The 19592-nt window shown below is 37.0% G+C and carries 20 protein-coding genes and 1 pseudogene; 16 read left to right on the forward strand and 5 right to left on the reverse strand.

Annotated features, from left to right (window positions below; genetic code table 11):
- The first annotated feature begins 79 nt into the window (after positions 1-79).
- From DCC39_RS13970 to rlmN, 4 genes are all read left to right on the forward strand, one after another.
- On the forward strand, positions 80-628 hold the full coding sequence (locus DCC39_RS13970; RefSeq protein WP_240613658.1) for an AAA family ATPase: 549 nt from the start codon (positions 80-82) through the stop codon (positions 626-628).
- On the forward strand, positions 625-1329 hold the full coding sequence (locus tag DCC39_RS13975; RefSeq protein WP_116555520.1) for a hypothetical protein: 705 nt from the start codon (positions 625-627) through the stop codon (positions 1327-1329). Before DCC39_RS13970 ends, DCC39_RS13975 begins: the two co-directional genes overlap by 4 nt.
- Before the next feature lie 100 nt (positions 1330-1429).
- Positions 1430-1939: a DUF3231 family protein gene (locus DCC39_RS13980; protein ID WP_116555521.1), complete on the forward strand. Its 510-nt coding sequence runs from the start codon at positions 1430-1432 to the stop codon at positions 1937-1939.
- 206 nt (positions 1940-2145) lie between these two features.
- Complete coding sequence (rlmN, locus tag DCC39_RS13985) at positions 2146-3210, forward strand: 23S rRNA (adenine(2503)-C(2))-methyltransferase RlmN (RefSeq protein WP_116555522.1); 1065 nt, start codon at positions 2146-2148, stop codon at positions 3208-3210.
- A 38-nt stretch (positions 3211-3248) separates the two neighbouring features.
- Here the strand turns inward: rlmN and DCC39_RS13990 are convergent, their stop codons facing one another.
- Positions 3249-3977: an endonuclease/exonuclease/phosphatase family protein gene (locus DCC39_RS13990; RefSeq protein WP_240613656.1), complete on the reverse strand. Its 729-nt coding sequence runs from the start codon at positions 3975-3977 to the stop codon at positions 3249-3251.
- A gap of 232 nt (positions 3978-4209) precedes the next feature.
- On the opposite strand from DCC39_RS13990, the gene DCC39_RS13995 reads away from it, so the two are divergent.
- The 3 genes from DCC39_RS13995 (at position 4210) to DCC39_RS14005 (ending at position 6839) form a co-directional block, all read left to right on the forward strand.
- Entirely contained in the window at positions 4210-4509 is a 300-nt protein-coding gene (locus DCC39_RS13995) for a metal-sensing transcriptional repressor (protein ID WP_116555523.1), read from the forward strand.
- 658 nt (positions 4510-5167) lie between these two features.
- On the forward strand, positions 5168-5722 hold the full coding sequence (locus tag DCC39_RS14000; protein ID WP_165820884.1) for a YhcN/YlaJ family sporulation lipoprotein: 555 nt from the start codon (positions 5168-5170) through the stop codon (positions 5720-5722).
- A 157-nt stretch (positions 5723-5879) separates the two neighbouring features.
- Positions 5880-6839, forward strand: coding sequence for a superoxide dismutase (locus DCC39_RS14005; protein ID WP_407071859.1), 960 nt, complete (start codon positions 5880-5882; stop codon positions 6837-6839).
- 53 nt (positions 6840-6892) lie between these two features.
- Here the strand turns inward: DCC39_RS14005 and DCC39_RS14010 are convergent, their stop codons facing one another.
- The 3 genes from DCC39_RS14010 to DCC39_RS14020 all read right to left on the reverse strand — a co-directional run bounded on the left by DCC39_RS14010 (position 6893) and on the right by DCC39_RS14020 (position 8950).
- Positions 6893-7540 carry a cysteine hydrolase family protein gene (locus DCC39_RS14010; protein WP_116555526.1) on the reverse strand — a complete coding sequence of 216 codons (648 nt, stop codon included), beginning with the start codon at positions 7538-7540 and terminating at the stop codon, positions 6893-6895.
- A gap of 73 nt (positions 7541-7613) precedes the next feature.
- The gene (locus tag DCC39_RS14015) at positions 7614-8345 is read right to left on the reverse strand and encodes an enoyl-CoA hydratase/isomerase family protein (RefSeq protein ID WP_205948517.1); all 732 of its coding nucleotides are present in this window, start codon (positions 8343-8345) and stop codon (positions 7614-7616) included.
- A gap of 80 nt (positions 8346-8425) precedes the next feature.
- Positions 8426-8950: a DinB family protein gene (locus tag DCC39_RS14020; protein WP_116555528.1), complete on the reverse strand. Its 525-nt coding sequence runs from the start codon at positions 8948-8950 to the stop codon at positions 8426-8428.
- 141 nt (positions 8951-9091) lie between these two features.
- Between DCC39_RS14020 and DCC39_RS14025 the strand changes: the two genes are divergently transcribed.
- Together DCC39_RS14025 and DCC39_RS14030 are read left to right on the forward strand one after the other, a co-directional pair.
- Positions 9092-10555, forward strand: coding sequence for an aminotransferase-like domain-containing protein (locus DCC39_RS14025; RefSeq protein ID WP_116555529.1), 1464 nt, complete (start codon positions 9092-9094; stop codon positions 10553-10555).
- Positions 10556-10927: 372 nt separating this feature from the next.
- The gene (locus DCC39_RS14030; protein WP_338066563.1) at positions 10928-11368 is read left to right on the forward strand and encodes a DinB family protein; all 441 of its coding nucleotides are present in this window, start codon (positions 10928-10930) and stop codon (positions 11366-11368) included.
- 132 nt (positions 11369-11500) lie between these two features.
- Here the strand turns inward: DCC39_RS14030 and DCC39_RS14035 are convergent, their stop codons facing one another.
- On the reverse strand, positions 11501-12061 hold the full coding sequence (locus DCC39_RS14035; RefSeq protein ID WP_116555531.1) for a DUF402 domain-containing protein: 561 nt from the start codon (positions 12059-12061) through the stop codon (positions 11501-11503).
- A gap of 637 nt (positions 12062-12698) precedes the next feature.
- Here DCC39_RS14035 and DCC39_RS19860 point away from each other — a divergent pair.
- The 7 genes and pseudogenes from DCC39_RS19860 to vanY all read left to right on the forward strand — a co-directional run.
- Positions 12699-12866 (forward strand): annotated as a pseudogene (locus tag DCC39_RS19860) (bis-aminopropyl spermidine synthase family protein); the annotation flags it as partial.
- 236 nt (positions 12867-13102) lie between these two features.
- Entirely contained in the window at positions 13103-13777 is a 675-nt protein-coding gene (locus DCC39_RS14045) for a response regulator transcription factor (RefSeq protein WP_116555532.1), read from the forward strand.
- A complete protein-coding gene (locus DCC39_RS14050) occupies positions 13774-14835 on the forward strand; it encodes a sensor histidine kinase (RefSeq protein WP_240613657.1) in 1062 nt (353 codons plus the stop codon). The genes DCC39_RS14045 and DCC39_RS14050 overlap by 4 nt, the downstream gene beginning before the upstream one ends.
- A 65-nt stretch (positions 14836-14900) precedes the next feature.
- On the forward strand, positions 14901-16634 hold the full coding sequence (locus tag DCC39_RS14055) for an ABC transporter ATP-binding protein (RefSeq protein WP_116555533.1): 1734 nt from the start codon (positions 14901-14903) through the stop codon (positions 16632-16634).
- Positions 16635-16739: 105 nt separating this feature from the next.
- Positions 16740-17435 (forward strand): vancomycin resistance response regulator transcription factor, VanR-F/VanR-M family, encoded by a 696-nt coding sequence (gene vanR / locus DCC39_RS14060; protein ID WP_116555534.1) that lies wholly within the window; start codon positions 16740-16742, stop codon positions 17433-17435.
- Positions 17428-18534: a sensor histidine kinase gene (locus DCC39_RS14065; protein WP_116555535.1), complete on the forward strand. Its 1107-nt coding sequence runs from the start codon at positions 17428-17430 to the stop codon at positions 18532-18534. The genes vanR and DCC39_RS14065 overlap by 8 nt, the downstream gene beginning before the upstream one ends.
- A 114-nt stretch (positions 18535-18648) precedes the next feature.
- The gene (vanY, locus tag DCC39_RS14070; protein WP_116555536.1) at positions 18649-19542 is read left to right on the forward strand and encodes a VanY-A/VanY-F/VanY-M family D-Ala-D-Ala carboxypeptidase; all 894 of its coding nucleotides are present in this window, start codon (positions 18649-18651) and stop codon (positions 19540-19542) included.
- Positions 19543-19592: the final 50 nt, after the last annotated feature.

A 19592-nucleotide genomic window follows, 5' to 3' on the forward strand; every position in this document is an offset into this window, starting at 1 on the left:
GTTTCCGGGTACTTGACAAATCAAGACATTGTGTTTTCAAGTAGATATTATTTTCATATCAAAAGAATATTTGTTGTTGATGGCTTCCTTTCATAGTTTTTCCAGAAGACAGATAGAATCTGAGCTTTCAGAGTATGCCCACTTGTTTGGAATCGAGCCATTTCTTAATACACCACTCAAACAATGCTCAAAAGGTACCAAACAAAAAGTAGGTCTTATTCAAGCGCTCCTTATGAAACCAGACGTTCTTCTATTAGACGAGCCGTTAACTGGATTGGACACTTCAGCCCAGCTCCAGCTTATTCACCTTTTAGAAAAGCTAAAAAAGCAGGTAACCATCATTTTTACGACTCATGAAGATATAATAATTAAAAAACTGGCGAATCAAATTTTATTTTTAGAATCTGGAAAGATTTCATCGGATAAGAAACCATTAAAAATAAAAAGACTAATCAAGATAGGGTTTCATGATAAAAAGATTTTTAGAAAAATAGATGCGTTCGACATTCAGTATAAAGGGAACACTGCTTTGATTACAGTCGATGCAGCGATAAGTGATCAATTATTATTAGACTTATTAAATAAAAAATGCTCTGTACTGGAAGTCAGGGAAGAGAGGGAAGTATGAGGGGGTTCATTCGTTATCAATTCATAAGTTATATTCGTTCATTAAAAATGATTCCTCCGCTAACTGTATTTGGCTTATGGGTCATTATTTTATATACCTACAAAGATGTTCCCATTTTAAGCAGTTATGCAGTAACAAGCATTGCAATTTATTTAATTATGGCTTGGATCACAATGAGTATTTTTTCAATAGAGGGAGAAAGTGAAAAACATATTTTATTTATGCAGTTAGGCAGCAAGCTTCGCTATTTATGGGGGAAATGGGCAATATGCCTCTTCGCTGCAATAATACTAATCATATTTTCGATTTTTTATCCTATTCTGATGAATAATTTTAGAGAAGCGATTCAACCGATACACTTCGGACTATCAATCTACAACCATTTCATTTTAGCCTTGTTCGGCATTTTCGTAGGTACCTTTTTCTCTGTTACATCTTTTGCTTCAAAGAAATACACATGGCTATCAGCGATCCTGGTCATTGTTGTTTCAATTTCTTACAGTGGGTTGGTAGAAAAAGTGGGTCTATTGAAATGGGGACTTCTCCTATTTCCGCCGGTTATGAATGTGATTAAGTATTTGAATGGCGAAGATATGGTACATATTGGGCAAGAATTTTGGCTCGCTGTATTATGGGGGCTTACATATACGGTTGTAGGTTTTATTGTAATATTAAAAATGTTTCTTCTGAAAGAAAGGTAAGTTCTGTCCACTGAATAAAAAGCTCTCTTTAACATGAATAGATTTTAACATTCGAGGAAGTATAAAAACATACCAATGATAAGAATTAAGGGAGGCTGTTATGGGAATTTTAGGCGGAAATCCAAAGAATGAACCTATGCACTACGGAGAAGTATTTGGTATATGGTCTTTTTTAGTTGGGGCCAAAGGGATGATTGCCTGTTACCAAACACATTTAAATCATACAGGAGACGCTGATCTTCATGAATTATTGGGAGAAGCCCTCAAGCAAAAACAGCAAGAGGTCAAACAAATTGAAGGATTATTAAAAGAAAATGGTGTTGGTTTACCGCCAACTCCACCGGATCGCCCAAAGGCAAGCCTTGAAAGTATTCCGGTAGGTGCGCGTTTTCTTGATCAAGAGATTGCTGCGTCATTAATGAAGGACGTAGCCGCAGGTTTGGTAGCGTGCAGTACGATTATGGGAGAATCCATCCGAGAAGATATTGCTATGATGTTTGGACAAATGCATACACAAAAAGCAGCATTCGGCGCAAAAGTTCTTCGCCTAAATAAGGAAAAGGGCTGGTTAATTCCTCCACCTCTTCATCAGTTTCCGGCTGATTGTTGAATTTTATTTCGATCTGGTCTGAAAAGCAGGAGCTTCCATTTCGTTGGCAGCTCCTTTTCGCTTTGGGCAAAAATGGAAATTAATAAATCAACTCCATTCACAACTCCAAATGATAGCAATTCTCTAAATGTAAGAACATTTGCTTGTTTGATTGCTTGTTATTTATTATAGTAATAACATCGATCATTTGAAATGAGGAATCAATCTTGAAACACTCGATATATGGTTTAACGAAAGAACAATTAACAGCATGGCTGTTGGAGCATGGCCAGAAGAAATTCCGTGCCGAGCAAATCTGGGACTGGCTCTATAAAAAGCGCGTCTCAAACTTTTCAGATATGAAAAATTTGAACAAAGAATGTTTGGCACTCTTGGAAGAACACTTTGTCTTACAATCATTGGAACAATCAGTAAAACAAGTATCTGCGGACGGAACAACGAAGTTTTTATTTAGGATGCAAGATGGCAACTTAATTGAAACGGTATTGATGCGTTTTAATTACGGCCTGTCTGTTTGTGTCACAACGCAAGTAGGCTGTAATATCGGCTGCAGCTTTTGTGCTAGCGGCTTATTGAAAAAAAATCGAGACTTGCACGCTGGAGAAATTGTGGAGCAAATTATGAAAGTACAGCAGCACCTCGATGAACAAGGGAAAGAAGAGCGGGTCAGCAACATTGTTGTCATGGGAATAGGGGAACCATTCGACAATTATGATAACCTAATGGATTTTTTACACGTTGTGAACGATCCGAAAGGATTGGCCATCGGGGCGAGGCATATTACCGTTTCAACGAGCGGCATCGTTCCAAAAATGTACGAATTTGCCGATGAAAACTTGCGCATTAATTTAGCTCTATCACTTCATGCGCCAAACGATGAACTGCGTACTAAAATTATGAAAATCAACAGAGCCTATCCGATTGCAAAATTGATGGAGGCAGTTGATTATTATACAAAAAAAACGAACCGGAGACTCACAATCGAGTATATCTTATTAAGAGATGTGAATGATCACATAAAGGAAGCCGAAGAGCTTGCAAAACTGCTGCAAAGCAGAAAACATCTGACGTATGTCAATCTAATCCCTTACAACCCCGTTGATGAGTATACACAATATCAAAGAAGCGAAAAAACATCCATTCTTGCCTTCTATGACACATTAAAGAAAAAAGGTATTCAATGCGGCATTCGCCATGAACAAGGGACAGATATTGATGCAGCATGCGGACAACTCAGAAGTAAACAGATAAAAAAAACGAAGGCGATATAATATAAAGCAGACAAAACAGTGAACAAGTTAAAACATTTTTAACCGTAAGATAGTGTTACCTTTACCGGTAAATGATCAGAGGCTTTTGGTATATTTGTTACAATTTCTGTTTCAACGACCCGAAAGTTACGACTCGTAAATATGTAGTCCAATCTCATTCTTGGCCGAAGTGATGGATACGTATAGCCTGGACCCTTTCCTGAAGAATGCCAAACATCTTGAAGATCACGGGTTATTTTTCGCCATCCTCTTGATCCGGGCCTCATATTCCAGTCTCCCATGATAATAATAGGATGAGAATACTTGTGAAGCTGGTTCACAATAAAATTCGTTTGCTTCTTATGAAGAAAAGGGTTAAGGCTTAGGTGAGTCACATTAGTTTGAAAAAGCTGTTTATTTATTTGAATGGTTGCTTCGAGCATCGACCTTCCTTCGATGAGCCCAGGTATAAAATCAAACGGATGCCCTTTTTTTGTAACGATTGGATATCGAGATAAAAGGGCATTTCCATATTGCCTTTTTGTCTTCAAACGTTTCGACTTTAAAGCGAGGGAAGGACTGTAAGCATGCTCCATGTTTAACTGGTTCGCGAGCCACCTAATCTGGTCTTCGTAGTTACTTCGCTTAGAAAAATGTTTATCTACCTCATTGAGCCCGACAATATCTGCATCACTTTTTTTAATAACCTCAGCAATTCTGTCTAGATTTACTTGTTTATCCATGCCCTTGCCATAATGAATATTGTATGTCATGGCCTTGATAATCAAAAAATCCTCTCCTTTGCTGCTCTCTATATACTTTATTTACATAAAAAAGAAAAAGAATTCCATAAAGTTTAAAGAGAAATGAGGAATGACTGCTACTAGGCATGGCAGATTCAGAGAAACCACAAACCGCTGCCTATCCCTCCCGAACATTCTGTGGTATAATATAAAAGTACCCCCGTTATGTATCATAAACATTTTATAAAAATTATAGACAAATGAAGGTGATACTTACATGCACAATCCTGAAGAAATAAAGGTGACACACCGATCAGTAAAAGAAAAAGAACAATTAATTAACCGTTTAAAACGAATTGAAGGGCAAGTACGCGGCATTCAAAATATGATTGAGAATGATCGATATTGTGTCGATATCCTTACACAAATTTCTGCAATTAATGCAGCGATGAATAAAGTAGGGCTTCATTTATTGGAGAAGCATACACAGCATTGTGTAGCTGATGCTATAAAAGAAGGAGACGAAGAAGCAGCAATTCAAGAATTAATGGATGTTTTTAAACGGTTTTCCAAATAGACAAAGCCAGTTCTTTATGACTGGCATTTTATTTTTTTAGTATACATACCTAACCCCGAGTAAGGATTAATCATGTGAGATGATTTCTACACCTCCAAGCCCAACTTCTCTTTATCCCACTTCCAATACGCTTTATTTTTTCCAATTTTATCCGAATCCTAATTCACTATAAGTATTTTGAAAAGAATAGAATCAGATAAGGGAGGTATGCTATTTATGAGCCGCGAAACATTATTTTTTAAATGAAATACAGGAACTGATGTAAACCGGAACATTTATCATTTGGATTTTAATTATTAAAGCAGAAAACTCACAACTAAACCATAATTACGGTTGAAAAAAAAGAGGTGTAATAATGCGTTGATTAAATCAATTCATACGACTCAAAAATTGAATTACTTGATTAAGCAGTTCATTGAAAAAATCCAAGACGCAATTGTAATATTTTATTTACACGAATACGAAGACATCATGGAAAAAGATAAAAATAAACGGAAATAAATCTAATCTAACCAATGGATGAATGCCAAAAAATAAAGTAGCAGATGTGTGACATTTATGATGAAGAAATTGTCACCGTTTTTAAAGCATAAATACAGGAAGTCTGTAAAAAACTAACAATACGAATAAAATCAATGAAAAGGAGTGTGTGATGCTCATGGTAAATGTTTTTCGTTTCTGTTTAACAACAATGATTTTGTCGATTGTACTCATTGGTTGTGCAGGCCAAAACGACAACCAACAAGGGATGGATAACCTTCCTAATAATGTCAATTATAACGACGATAACGGAAATGGCGTTGGGAACGATAGGAATCAAAATAATGGAAACAACGGAAATGATGATGGAAATATTGGAGATAATAATGGCGGACGTTCTCGTATGGAAATTGCGGATGAGGCAGCAGAGCGTGTAACGCAACTGAAGGAAGTCCGTCAAGCAAATGTCCTTACAACTGACAACAATGCATACGTAGCTGCTTTATTGGAAGATGGTCAAAAAAATGAATTGAGTGAAGATACCAAGAATAAAATTGCCCAAAGCGTAAAAGCAGTCGATCCAGATATCGATAATGTGAATGTTTCAACAAATCCTGATTTTGTCGACCGTGTGCAGGAATATGCCGATGCAGTCGAACGTGGTGAACCAATTGAAGGTTTGTTTGACCAATTAAATGAATCAATCGAAAGAATATTTCCAACGCAGGAATAACCATTGAGAAAAATAACCAAAGAATAATATACCCTTTGAACTCTGTTATCACAAAAAGAGAAGAAGGGTATATTTTTTTGTTCAGATTTACCTTGGTAACCGAACATTTTCTTCTTTGCCAACATAAAGTAAAATCGAAGTTACTTTGGAAGGCGGTATGATGAAGGTGTTTAATGAAGCCAACTATTTGGAGTCCCTAGCAGAATGGTGTGACAACCTAAATTCAAATTGGGAAAAGAGAAAAGACAGCTATACAGAATTTCTTGATCGTAAGACGATTGAAGAATGGGAAGAAAATTTTCAATCCTTTAAAAAGCAGTTAAATGAAAATGTTCGGGAACAATCGGTAGAAAAAATTTACAAACAGGCAAATGAGCTATATAAAAAGTGGGAAACATTGAATACTGAATCAGAAGCCTATCAGACAAAACGTCATGATGACCAACACGAACGCAAAATCGGCTTTTTCTCATTTACTCATGAAAACACTTCTGTTCCGCCCGGGAAGCACACACTTCCTCCTTTGCCCTATCCCTATAACGCACTTGAACCATATATTTCAGAAGAAATCATGAGACTTCACCATGACAAACATCATCAGAGCTATGTAGATGGATTAAATAAAGCAGAGAATGAAATGCAAAAAGCAAGAAAAACCGGGGATTTTAACCTGATTACACATTGGGAAAGAGAGGCAGCTTTTAACGGGGCAGGTCATTATTTGCATACAATTTTTTGGAATGTCATGAAACCTAACAGTGGAGGAAAACCGAAAGGTGAGCTTGCTAAGGCCATCGATGAATCATTTGGCAGTTTTGAAGCATTTAAAAAGCATTTTTCCGAAGCCGCTAAACAAGTTGAGGCTGTCGGATGGGCTTTGCTTGTCTGGTCTCCCCGATCTCATCGCTTGGAAATTCTCCAAGCTGAAAAGCATCAAAACTTAAGCCAATGGGATGTTGTGCCATTGCTTGTTTTAGATGTTTGGGAACACGCTTATTACTTACAATATAAAAATAAAAGAGCAGACTATGTGAAGAATTGGTGGCATATTGTCAATTGGTATGAAGTTGAGAAACGATTTAATGAGGCAAGCAAATTAAAATGGCAGCCATTTTAAGAAGGTGTCCTAAAAGCTAGGCTTTTGGGACACCTTCTTACATAGGTACATAGTTATTTAATGCTCTGAAGTGCTTCTTTCACTTCATCCGCTAAACAAACGTTAACCCCTATATTCTTCATTTCTTGAATCCCTTTGTCATAAACTTGTGACATAGCATTTGACACCATTACTACTCTAAAATCACGTTCACTTGCTTCATATATTGAAGTTCTTGGGCAATTGGGAAAATTACAACCAGTAAATATAAGCGTATCAATATTTTGGTCATTGAGAAACTCCTCTAGTTTTGTCTTGTAGAAGGCTCCCCAACGTGGTTTATACATGATCCATTCATTTTTTCCTATAGATTGAAAATCATTTTGAAGGAGAATTTTCGCATCCAATGTACTGTACGGAGACGGGCGGATGCTTGCTACCAATTCTGCACCTTCTGTGTATGGAACGGCTATTTTAGATCCATTCTCAATGGCTTCTTTCCGACAAGAATCTGCGTTAGAACCATCTTCTTTATAAAGTCGAATAACGTGAAGGATTGGCAGTCCCTTTTCTCGGTATAACCTTAACAATTTGATCATGTTTGGAATGACATCAATTGTTCCTTTAATTTCAGCAGGAGCATTAGGTAAGGTGAAGTCATTTTGTGTGTCGATTGTGATAAGAATGGATTGCTTCCAATGCGGTTTAGTATAGATACTCATGATTTCCTCCTTCTAACTTGACAGCCATGATTTTATCTTGAAAAAACAATAATATCTCATTGTTCTATATCATTCACGTTTTTTTAAATCCTTCCTTTGCTTTGGGAAGCAATAGTTTCCGAAAAGCTTCGTCATGTTCGATGAAAAAGCATGTTTCAAATTCTTTTTTCTTGTTGCCTGTCATAAAAGATTTTAAATAAAGCAATGTATCATTTGGAGCTTCTAATATTGTGTTTACTAGCTCAATGGCTCGATCTAAAATGTTTTTCTCTTTTAGAATTTCATTCGCCAATCCGATGCGGAAAGCTTCTTTTGCATCAATTGTACGACCTGTTAGGCACAATTCCCTCGCAATTCCTTCACCCACAATCCAACGAAGTGGTGTGATTAGTGGTGGTGCCCCAAATTTAACTTCGGGATGACCGAATAAAGCAGATGGCGTACAAATTCGAAAGTCACAAAAAGTTGCCAAGTCAAATCCGCCACCAAGTGCAAGTCCGTTGATCGCTGCGATCGTTGGTTTTGGAAAATACCAGATATCCTTATGGTACCGTGATGATGAATGTAAAAGGCGGTCAAATTGCTCAGGATGGTTAAAGTCGGATAAATCAAATCCTGTAGAAAATACCGAAGATGAACCGGTAATGATGACAGCCATAATTTCTTCTTTTGTTTGCCAATTATTTAGGCACTGTGAGATTTCCTCTCTCATTTGTATGCTGATGGCATTCTTCTTTTCGGGGCGATTTAAAGTAATAATACCAATGTTGTTGTTTCTTTCCGCAATAATTTGTTGAAATTTCAATTCTATCACCTCTAATGTGATCATTAGGATCCTTTGGAATTTAGTTAAAAGAAACTTCAATTTTCCCATGTCATCATTAATTATCTATTCAATATACCCAAATATTCTTTCCAAGGCCCAACATCTGCCCTGTATCTCTCGGCCATTACCCTTACGATTTGAGCAATGTGTGTTAAATCATGAACAACCCATGTGGAAATCAACTCCTTTACCTTTACGACTCCAAATGCAGGGTGTGAGCCCGCACGTTTTAGCTGTGATTCAGATTCAACAAGCTCCTTAAGTCTGGTTATGCAATGCGTTCTCATCGTCTTAAATTCAAGCAATTTTTGTTCAATCGAACTTTCAGATTTCATATTCAAATGAGAAAACCGATCAAATGGAGGGAAGGGTTTTCTTCCCCCTTCTCGAAGAATAAATGCCAGCCGCGGTATCCAATTATTTTTCTCTCCCTCAATGAGGTGCCCAATCACTTCAGAGACATCCCAAGTTCCTTCGCCTTCATTGCATTGCAACCATCCATCAGATAGACCAGATAAAAAATACTCCAATGTTTGTGGTGTACGCTCTAGAACCTCAATGGCTTCTTTCATATTAAAATTCATTTAATATCGATCTCCTTTAACTGTATTAATTGTTATACTATAGTCCCATTCATTACAGTTATAATAAAGGGGTATGAATGTAACAGTCAAAGCAGAGGTATAACAGTTTTGCCATCAATCCATGTATTGGGGGAATATGCGTTGAAGATTGAATTGTCACGTGACAATAGCAGTATGTCTCTCGTTGATCAAATTTACTTTGAGATCTTAGAAAGGATTGAATCTAGGCTTTTACAAAAAGGAGCATTACTGCCTTCTGTACGAAAATTAGCTAAAGATCTCAACGTGAGTGTCGTAACCGTTCATAAAGCTTATACGCGACTAGCAAAAGAAGGATATATTAATATTTATAAAGGGAAAGGGGCCTATATCAACGAGCGTTACGAGAATATGAAACCAAATCGTGAGAAAGGCGGAGACTTATCATCTTTTGATTGGCAGCAAAATATTGAAGATTACATTCACCGTGCCCAGCTCGTACAGCATTTGCAATTTTCCAATCCTATTCAATTTGCCACTTCCGTGATTTATCATAAATTGCTGCCCACCAGGTTTTTAGCAGAAACTATGAAATTACTTGTGGACAATGATCCAACGATTTTGGCCAGATATTGCGAAACACAGGGCGATTCTGAACTAAGAGAAGAAATGCAAAAATTCCTGAATAGGGTATACCGATTGCATGTTCCCTTTGAAAACATGATGATCACTAGTGGGGTACAACAAGGAATTGATCTTGTGGCACGCAGCTTTATAGGTCCTGGGGATGTTGTCATTATGGAGCAGCCATGTTTCACTGGAGCAATCGACGCAATGCGTGGTAGAGGCGCCAATATTCTTACAGCCCCTGTCAAACAAGATGGTATATGCCTCCAAACGATTGAGGAAATATGCGATCGCTTGAAACCCAAACTCATCTATACGAATCCAACATTTCAAAACCCGACAGGTACAGTGATGAGCGAACAAAATAGAAAGACATTGCTCGAAATTGCAGAGAAATACGGCATACTGATTGTTGAGGATGACGCTGTGGGAGATCTATATTTTGATGATGAGATCCCGCCCAAACCGATCAAATATTGGGATCGCAACGGACATGTCATTTATTTGAAAGGATTTAGCAAACCTCTTTCTCCCGGTTGCCGGATCGCCACATTGGTTGCATCGGGCGTCGTATTTGAGCGATTAGTTGCAGCAAAGGCTACTGCTGATATTTGCAATCCACTGCTGACGCAAAAAGCAATCCTTTCATTTTTACGATCCGATAAAATGTTCCCACATCTAGAAAAGCTTCGTATCGCCTTAGAAGTTAGAAGAGACAGGCTTAAAAATTATTTTTCAACACACCTAGGAGATTTGATCACCTATCGTCAACCGCAAGGAGGATTGAATGTATGGATTGAGCTGCCATGCAAATATAACGCTGAACAATTACTTTATAAGGCGGTTGAACACAATGTTTCATTTCTACCAGGCTCAGCCTGCTTTGTGAAAGATCCACAAAGGAACTTTATACGTTTAAGCTTTTCATCTGTTAGTGATAAAGAACTAGATGAGGGAGCGGAAAGATTCGCTAACTTGATTAGGAGCTCATTAAAATGAATCAATGCCAAAAATCTAAGCTCATGCAAGGCGAACTTTCACAAATGTAAAAAAGGAATACTCTCCAGCGATAACCTGTTATTTGTGGCATCAATAACCACATGCAACTGTTATAAAGGGAGCTTTACTGTTATAGATTTTATTCAATATGATCACACCAAACCAAATCAAAGAAAAGGAAGTGTGATTATTGAAAAAAAATCAATTTGTACCCATTTTGTGTGCTTTATTCATTGTTCTTCTTGTTGTAATGATATTTATACAAACACCAGTTGCAGACAGGGGAAAAACTGAATTTAAAATACCGGCCGGCATAAATGACATTTGGGCTCCATAAAAATAACAAGAAAGAGGTAGTATCCATTGAAAACAATGAAAAGGATGTATAAACATTTAAATTGGGCTAATCAGCGTATACTTGAGGCCTTGCAACAGCTTGAACATGACAATCGTGAGGCAAGACGTTTATTTTCACATATCCTTTATTCAGAACAAGTATGGTTAAGCAGATTACAAGGAAAGGACAGTTCACAGCTACCTATTTGGGGAGAAGTTGAAATAGAAGTTTGTGAAGAAATGGTTAAAAAAAATGAAGAAAGCTTTGCAGCATTTCTCGCCGATTTAGACAAAACTGACTTAGATCAATTCATAAGCTATAAAAATAGCAAAGGTGAAGAGTTTAATACTTCTATTCGAGATGTTCTAACCCATGTCGCGCTTCATGGTCAGCATCATAGAGGACAAATTAATGCACAACTTCGAGCGAATCATGTTGAACCCGTTAATACGGATTTTATCACATTTGTGAGATAAAGAGAGACTTATCGGGGGGTTAGCGTCCGTTATCCCCAACTTAAACGTCACATGTTCCGCTAGGCCTTGAAGTGGGGGATTGTAGACGGTTGCGGCGTGAAAAATGTTTCTCCAAAAACATTTTACTTAATACTAGCCCTGTTCTGCAATCTGTAGCAAAGGAAGGATTTTCTCATGTTTAAAATTTTTTTCGGCCTCTGAAATAGTTTGAGGAAGAAGAAGATCAATCATATCAATTAGTGAGTGTAGAGCTTGTTGGACAAAGCCATTCTCAAATTGAGCTAATGGCTCAGATAATTCATCTTCGTCTAATATAAAGTAATGTCCATTAGGAAAAACCAAAACATCAATAATTAAATCCTCAAAGGATAGCAAATTATCTGCTAAACATGTATTTTTTACGATATTAAAATAGGAACCTAAATAATTTCCATTCTTATCTCTCCAAATGTATAAATTAAACGGGCGATTTTTCCAGTAATACGCCAATGTATAACTGCCTTTAGGAATGGTTAGCTTATTTTGGTTTGTTATCATCGCAAATGAAGCCGCTATTTTATGAAAAAGTACGATATTTTGACTTTTTGCTTCTAACAGAATACAGCTATGTTCCTCTGTTGTAGTATCATAACGTATTTTTCTTTCTGTTACTTTATCGCAAACTTGAATGTTTGCTATATCCCAATTGTTCATAGCTTTAAAATTTCCTTTCTATACTGAGGCTCCAATAACAAATAGTTCAAGCAATATTGTAACATGTATAAAACTAAGAAATCTTTTTTTTGATAAGCATAAAACACTTCCTTTAAAGAATAATGCACAAGCTTGCCAGTTTTTTGTTAAGTCAAATCGCTTTTCTCTTGAATTTTCTAATATTTTTAAGTATAATTGGTTTTATTAAAAATAGGGGTTGTCTTGATGTCGGTATTTGTTCTTAACTAATCAATCAATTTTATATGGTTCATTCTGTTACTTTGGAGATGATAATCCACTTTTGGAGTGGCTTATTTGTTAAGGATAAAAACAGGAGAACCCATATCGGTTAAGAACACTGCAGCCATCCATAATATACAATTGACTGTAACCGTGCTCTTATGCATGGTTTATTTTTTATACGCATGTCAGAAATCGCTTTTTTACATCTGACAAAAGCCGTTAGGTAGTCAATATCCTAATAGGGACAGAAGATGGGCTATATGTTCATTCTCTGTCCTTTTTTATTTAGGATAAAGTAACGGTATGGATGACGTGTATGCTTTTCACATAAAAAATATCGATGATAAAGAGTGTGATTCCGTGAAAAACGATATAGAACAAGAAAAATGCAAATATACGTCTGCAAGAGGGTTCTCAAGTAATTGAGCAACTCTTAATTGAATGTTATATACAACCTGGAATTTCCACAAAAGAACTAGCGTGAAAAACGCTCCTGCTTGTTCCGGTTGCTACCGCAATTAAGAAGGAACTTATTAAATCAGGTGTTCTAATGCAAAACCGGTGAGTGTATTGTACTTGCAAAGAAATTGCGTATATCGAAAATGAATTGGGATATGAAGGGTTCCTTATACCAAAAGCTTATAGTAGTCATTAAAATGATAGTGGAATGAGGCACTTCCCAATTTTATTCATAAAAATTATATCATGTTTAGTTTTTCTATTGACTTTAAAATTCATATTCAGTTCATAACGTTATTGTATACTGTTAGCAACAGTGGTTGAAAGGAATAGATAGACATGACAAAAATCCTGATTGTTGACGATGATCCACATATTCGAGAATTAGTCGGGCTGCTCCTTAAGGACGAAGGGTTCAGTGTTTGTGAAGCTTCCGATGGTGTGGAGGCACTTACAACACTTGAATCAATCAAAGTAGATCTGGTAATTCTAGATATCATGATGCCGAATATGGATGGTTGGGAATTATGCCATGAGCTAAGGGAATTTTATGACTTTCCGTTGCTTATGCTTACTGCCAAAAGAGAAACATCACAGAAATTAAAAGGTTTTGACATGGGAACGGATGATTATCTCGTTAAGCCGTTTGAACCATTGGAGCTTGTTGCTCGGGTAAAAGCGTTATTAAAACGTTACCATATCTCAATCTCTCAAACCGTGCAAGTCGGCGGTTTGAGCCTGAATCGAAAAACGTATGAAGTCATCTATCACGGCAGTCAGATTATGTTGCCGTTAAAGGAATTTGAGCTCCTATTTCAGTTAGCCAGTTATCCCGGAAAGACATTTACGCGAGAACAATTAATCGAAAAAATTTGGGGCTATGATTATGAAGGTGATGAACGAACTGTTGACGTTCATATTAAGCGGCTTCGCGGGCGATTTTCGGATCAAGAATATGATTTCCAAATTACCACCGTTCGTGGATTGGGATATCGACTGGAGATAAAATCGTGAATAGAACACGTTGGACAAAAGTTTTAGCTTTTTCCGTTTTCATGGTCTCATTATCGCTTTGCTGGTCTGCGGCTTTTTTTATAACAGATTTTCTTTATAACCTTTTGAATATAAGACCGAATACGTTTCTTGTTCAGCTCATTAATTCATTGTTCGGTTTCTTTATTTTTGGCTGTGTGGTATTTGTTCTCACACGTATTTTTTCTCGTGAACACCAAAAATTTGCGGAGTTCTTTCAATCTATCATTAATGCGATGAAACAGATTTCTAGGGGAAATTACAATGTAAGATTAGGAAAAATACCGGGGCACGACCATCCTGGTGATCCATTTGCTGAAATTGTCGACAATCTTAATTATATGTCCAAGGAATTGGGGCAAATGGAGAAAATGCGACAAGAGTTTGTTTCGAACGTTTCCCATGAAATTCAATCTCCGCTCACATCGATTAGTGGCTTTGCAAGAGCATTAAGGAACGAAAAACTCAGATATAGTGAAAGGTTGCACTATCTTTCCATTATTGAAGCAGAAAGCCAACGCTTATCTAATCTAAGCGATAATTTGCTGAAGTTAACCTATTTGGAATCATCAGAACAGCCTTTCGAGTTGAAGGAATATCGCTTAGACAAACAGCTGCAGCATGTAGTCTTATCCTGTGAACCGCAATGGATGGAAAAACAGATTGACATGGAGCTTTCCCTGGAGGAAGCAACGATTACCGCTGATAAAGAATTATTGGATCAGGTTTGGATGAACTTGCTAAGTAATGCGATTAAGTTCACACCCAATGGTGGAATCATTCACATAGAAATATCCATACGAAACAAAAATCTTATTGTAGCAATCTCTGACAATGGCGTTGGTATAGCTGAGGAGGATCAACTACACCTATTCGAGCGATTTTATAAGGCAGATAAAGCAAGAAACCGTAATACAGGTGGAAGTGGACTGGGTCTGTCCATTGTAAAAAAAATTATTGACATGCATCACGGAACAGTAACTGTAGAAAGTAAACAGGATGAAGGAACGACATTTACCATAACCTTTTTTAAAAAATAATCTCTAGATCGATGAAATCAATCACATGGTTGGGGAGTGCCCTCCCAAAGAAGGAGCTATAATCTATGAAAGATAAACAGAATGGTTTAAAATCATTTCTATCATTAATTTTATCAACGAATATTCCAAAGCTCGCACTCACAGTAGGGCTAATTGCAAGCGTCATTACAACATTGGCGGGTTTGGTTGTTCCAATGCTGACCAAAAATTTAGTAGATGGCTTCTCTATGTCATCACTAAGTGTTCCCCTTATTATTACGATTGGACTCGCATTTATTATTCAAGCGATGATAGGTGGGTTATCACTTTACTTACTTACTTCAATTGGTCAAAAAATTATTGCCAGACTTCGTGAACGCATGTGGTTAAAGCTCGTTCGTTTGCCCGTTCGCTATTTCGACAAAACATCAAGTGGCGAAACAGTCAGCCGCGTTGTTAACGATACAAGTATTGTAAAAGATTTAATTTCAGAGCATTTCCCGCAATTTATTACAGGTATTATTTCGATTATCGGCGCGATTATAATCTTGCTGATTATGGATTGGAAAATGACGCTCATGATGTTGGTTGCTGTTCCAATTACGTTAGCAGTTATGATTCCACTCGGCCGCCAAATGGCAAAAATATCAAGAGGATTACAGGATGAAACGGCTGTATTTACAGGACATATCCAACAAACACTTGCTGAAATCCGCTTAATGAAGGCTTCAACTGCTGAAAAAAATGAAGAAGAAAAAGGGTTAAATGGAATTGAAAAATTATTAAGGTTCGGGTTAAAAGAAGCACGTATTTTCGCCTTAATCGCGCCTATCATGCAGCTTGTGATCATGATTGTTATCGTGCTTATAATTGCTTACGGCGGAATGCGTGTTGCAAGCGGCGCAATGTCAACGGGAACACTCGTTGCATTCCTGCTTTATCTCTTTCAAATCATTATGCCGATTACAATGTTTGCGATGTTTTTTACGCAATTACAAAAAGCAAAAGGAGCAACAGAACGGATTATTGACATATTGGAACTACCACTTGAAGGAGGGCAAGAAGGGCAGGTAAAAGATATTACAAACGAGCCAATTCGAGTTGTAAATGTGTCATTTTCCTATAACGAGGATGAGCCTGTCCTTAAAAATATTTCATTTGAGGCGCAGCCTGGTGAAATGATTGCTTTTGCAGGGCCAAGCGGCGGGGGAAAAACGACGATGTTTGGTTTGCTGGAACGCTTTTACGAGCCTACTGCTGGAGAAATACGAATCGGAAACACACCGATCGAAGATTTATCCATGGAATCATGGCGCAGCCAAATTGGTTATGTGCCACAGGAAAGTGCAATGATGGCCGGAACAATTCGGGCAAATCTATGCTATGGTTTGCGGGATGGAGAGAAAATCCCGGATGAACGCCTATGGGAAGTAGCCAAAATGGCCTATGCTGATCAGTTTATTACAACATTTCCCAATGGATTGGATACCGAAGTTGGTGAACGCGGAGTAAAATTATCGGGAGGGCAAAGACAACGAATTGCAATAGCTAGAGCCTTTTTACGCGACCCAAAAATCCTCATGATGGATGAAGCGACCGCCAGTCTGGATAGTCAATCCGAGGGGATCGTCCAACAAGCATTAACACGATTAATGGAAGGACGCACGACATTCGTCATTGCGCATCGATTGTCAACAATCGTCGATGCCGATAAAATTATTTTTATCGAAAATGGGCAAGTCACAGGAAGCGGAACACATCAGGAACTATTACAGTCACATGAACTATATCGAAAATTTGCGGAACAGCAATTGACATAGAAAGGTGGGAAAGGTCCAACAATAAGACCGTTTTTTTTGAAAAAGAAAAGATATAATAGAAAATGAATAGGACCTATATGTAAACTTTATTTAGGGGTGCAAATTATGAAAGATATTTCGATACTAATTGCTGATGATGAGGAGGAAATTGCTGATCTAATTGCCTTTCATTTAGAAAAAGAAGGGTACCATGTCATGAAAGTAACGAATGGTAAAGAGGCTGTTCGTGTTGTCGAGAATCAGGTCTTTGATTTGCTGATTTTGGATATTATGATGCCGAAAATGGATGGATATGAAGTAACCCACCGCATTCGTGAACAGCATAATATGCCTATCATATTTTTGAGTGCTAAAACATCTGATTTCGACAAAGTACAGGGACTCGTAATTGGAGCAGATGATTATATGACTAAACCATTCACTCCCATTGAATTGGTAGCTCGCGTAAATGCCCAGTTACGGCGATTTACGACATTGAATCAAGCTAAGACCGAAAATAAATCAAATTTAGAGTTTGGTGGACTAGTTATTTCTCCTGATCAACGTGCGGTTACTCTTTACGGTGAATATATTGATCTAACTCCTAAAGAGTTTGATATTTTGTATTTACTAGCCAGTCATCCAAAGAAAGTTTATAGTGTGGAAAACATTTTTCAGCAGGTGTGGGGCGAAGCATATTTTGAAAGTGGGAATACCGTTATGGTTCATATTCGTACGTTACGAAAAAAACTTAAAGAAGATAAACAGAAAAACAAATTAATTAAAACTGTGTGGGGAGTCGGGTATACATTCAATGGTTAAAATCGTACGAAGTTTTCGCTCAAAAATGATTGTGTTTTTTGGATTGAGTATGATTCTGTCTGGTACCATAACCTATATAATCTTTAAAATACTTCAATATTATTATCATACTTGGGTTGATTACGGCGATTTATTAACCCATTTTCGATTATTTATGAAAAAAATGGGAGACACTAATTTCTTTTTACTTATCTTTATCCCACTTTCTTTATTGTTTTTCTTTCTCCTTACGAAACGCTATTCTACCTATTTCAATGAGATTTCAAGAGGAATTTACTACCTTGCTCGTGGCGATTTTCAACATCAAGTTGAAATCCAATCAAATGATGAGTTTAACGATATTGCGAAAGACATCAATCTCGCAAGTAAAAAATTAAAAGAAGCCATAGTAAGAGGTGACTTTTCGGAAAGCAGTAAGGATCAGCTAGTCGTAAACTTGGCGCATGATCTGCGTACACCACTGACTTCTGTTTTGGGTTACTTGGATTTAATCCTTAAAGATGAAAGCTTGACGAAAGAACAAGTCAGGCATTTTTTAACGATTGCTTTTACTAAATCCCAACGTTTAGAAAGGCTAATTGATGAATTATTCGAAATAACTAAAATGAATTATGGAATGCTGCCAGTAGATAAAAAAAGATTAAATTTAACTGACCTGCTAAACCAATTAAATGAAGAATTGTATCCTGTATTCGAAAACAATCATTTGATTGCCCGGATGAATAGTCCGATCCATTTACCCATTTTGGGCGATGGAGATTTGCTAGCACGACTGTTTGAAAATCTTATCACTAATGCAATTCGTTATGGATATGAGGGTCAGTATGTAGATATTAATGGTTCCATTGAAGGAAATGAAGTGGTAGTACAAGTTGTGAATTATGGAGATAGCATTCCTCAAGATGAACTCCCGCATCTTTTTGATATGTTCTATACTGGAGACAAAGCACGAACCCATAGAGAGTATAGCACAGGGTTGGGCCTGTTCATTGCGAAGAATATTGCAGAGCAGCATAATGGCTCAATTACTGCTGAAAGCAGCGTCGTACAAACAACTTTTGAAGTCCGATTACCAAAGGATAGTGAACAAAATAATTAAGATAGATTGATTTCAAATACATGATTTAAGAAAAATTTAAGATTTACCCCACTCTTTTTTTAAATAGTTTTACCTATTCTTTTAAATAAAGAAGAATAAGGGGGAAACTGAAAAATGAAGAAGTGGGGATTTTTACTATTATTACTTTTGTCCTTGTTTTTAACCTTCACATATAAGGGATCGTTTTTTGAATCAAAAGCAGATATACCAAATGTAGAAGTGCAGAAATATGATCAACATGAAAATGACAAAGTAGAGGATAGAAGAGCTTCCGAAAATAGCTCACAAATAGATATTGCAGAAGAACAAATTTATCAAGGAAATCTGCTATTGGTCAATAGTGAACACCCAGTTCACCAAGAGAGTATTAAATCAGACGTGGTCAATTTATCCATGCACAATGAATTGACACAGGGGTACGTGTTATTAGGTAGTGAAATTTATATGTCAAAGGATTTTGCACATAAATTCTCAGAGATGGTTGCTGATGCTGGAAAAGATGGACTCCATAATTTCGCCATCACAAGTGGATTTCGCAGTTTTGAGGAACAAAATAAACTATATGAACAAATGGGATCTGACCGTGCCTTACCTCCGGGTTATAGTGAACACAATTTGGGTTTATCGCTTGATGTAGGGTCTACACAAATGAAAATGGAAGATGCACCAGAAGGAAAATGGATAGAAAAAAATGCTTGGAAATACGGCTTTATTTTACGCTACCCAGAGGATAAAATTGATATTACAGGCATCCAATATGAACCTTGGCATATTCGCTATGTTGGTTTGCCGCATAGTGCGATTATGAAGGAAAAGGGTTTTGTTTTAGAAGAATATTTAGATTACCTAAAGGAGAAAAAGAAGGTTTTGGCTAAGCTCGAAGGTAAAAAATATACTGTTACTTATTACCCTTTTTCTGAAAACATGACCATTAATATTCCGAAAAATCACGAATATGCGATTTCAGGTGACAATATGGATGGAGTAATTGTGACCGTTTACGAATGATAAATGAAAACAGGTTACAGCGAAAGAATTTGATGCGCTTTTGTTTCTTT

Origin of the sequence: Pueribacillus theae (assembly GCF_003097615.1) — a bacterium.
GTDB lineage: Bacteria > Bacillota > Bacilli > Bacillales > UBA6769 > Pueribacillus > Pueribacillus theae.